This window comes from Vibrio sp. 970, assembly GCF_033339075.1.
The window spans coordinates 1-866 of record NZ_JAWOTW010000158.1 but is presented as its reverse complement, the minus strand read 5'-3'; the positions used below and the strand labels follow the sequence as shown (position 1 = coordinate 866).

Genomic DNA, 866 nt, shown 5'->3' with positions numbered 1-866 from the left:
GGAGCTGAAGTACACCCTTGACCACAGCTCTTACTTCTACTTCCTCAAACCGGACGGCACGTTGATCACCAAAGTGCCACACACGCTAACGCCTGCGCCGATTGTTGAAGCAATTTCAAAACTCACCACTAAGGAAGGCTCGAATGAAGGCTAATCAACTGTTTAAAACATTGGCTTTGGGTGCATTACTGCTCAGCCCTTTAGCTCAGGCTAAGCTCGATGTCATGGCGCACGAACCGTATGCGCGTGCTATGGCTCCGGGTGCAACCACCAGCGCCGTCTTCGCAACCTTTGCCAACCGCAGCCAAGACGACATCAATATCGTTGCCGCAGAAACGCCAGCAGCGGGCAAAGTCGAATTGCACGATGTCATTAAAGACGGCGATGTGATGAAAATGCGCCAAATCGACCGCATCACGCTAGGCGCAAAAGAGACCACCGAGCTAAAACCAGGCAGCTTACACATCATGCTGTTTGATTTGAAAACGCCGCTCAATGAAGGGGATGAAATCGAAGTAACCGTGACTTACGATAACGGCCAAAAGCAGAGCTTTAACGCGCCAGTGAAAAAAGTGATGGCAGGGATGAAACATACAGCCCACTAAAATCGAATTAGGCTCCTCATTAGGAGCCTTTGTTTTATTCGCTCTCTCGCGGCGCAATGGCGATTTTATTTAAAAATGTAAATCTGTGCTTTATACCCCATACAACACACCGCCCTCTTCGCTATAACTCTGTTTCCTTGTTTCCACATCTAACCCTGTTCCCGAGATAACTCTTTATGTTTCAAGCTCTCAAACGCGTTTTCAGTTTTTTGACTCAAACCAATCCAAATGTCGAGCAAGACGTGGACACCATTATTGCCG

General features: G+C 48.0%; 1 protein-coding gene and 1 pseudogene. Both read left to right on the top strand.

Annotated features, from left to right (window positions below; translation table 11 throughout):
- A pseudogene (locus R7Q11_RS25390) lies at positions 1-154 on the top strand (SCO family protein); the annotation flags it as partial.
- Positions 144-605 carry a copper chaperone PCu(A)C gene (locus R7Q11_RS25385; protein WP_025523400.1) on the top strand — a complete coding sequence of 154 codons (462 nt, stop codon included), beginning with the start codon at positions 144-146 and terminating at the stop codon, positions 603-605. The pseudogene R7Q11_RS25390 and the gene R7Q11_RS25385, both read left to right, overlap by 11 nt.
- The last annotated feature ends 261 nt before the right edge of the window (positions 606-866 follow it).

Excerpts from the sequence above, each read along its gene's own strand:
- R7Q11_RS25385 (WP_025523400.1), top strand. The coding sequence starts at position 144 with ATGAAGGCTAATCAACTGTTTAAAACATTGGCTTTGGGTGCATTACTG.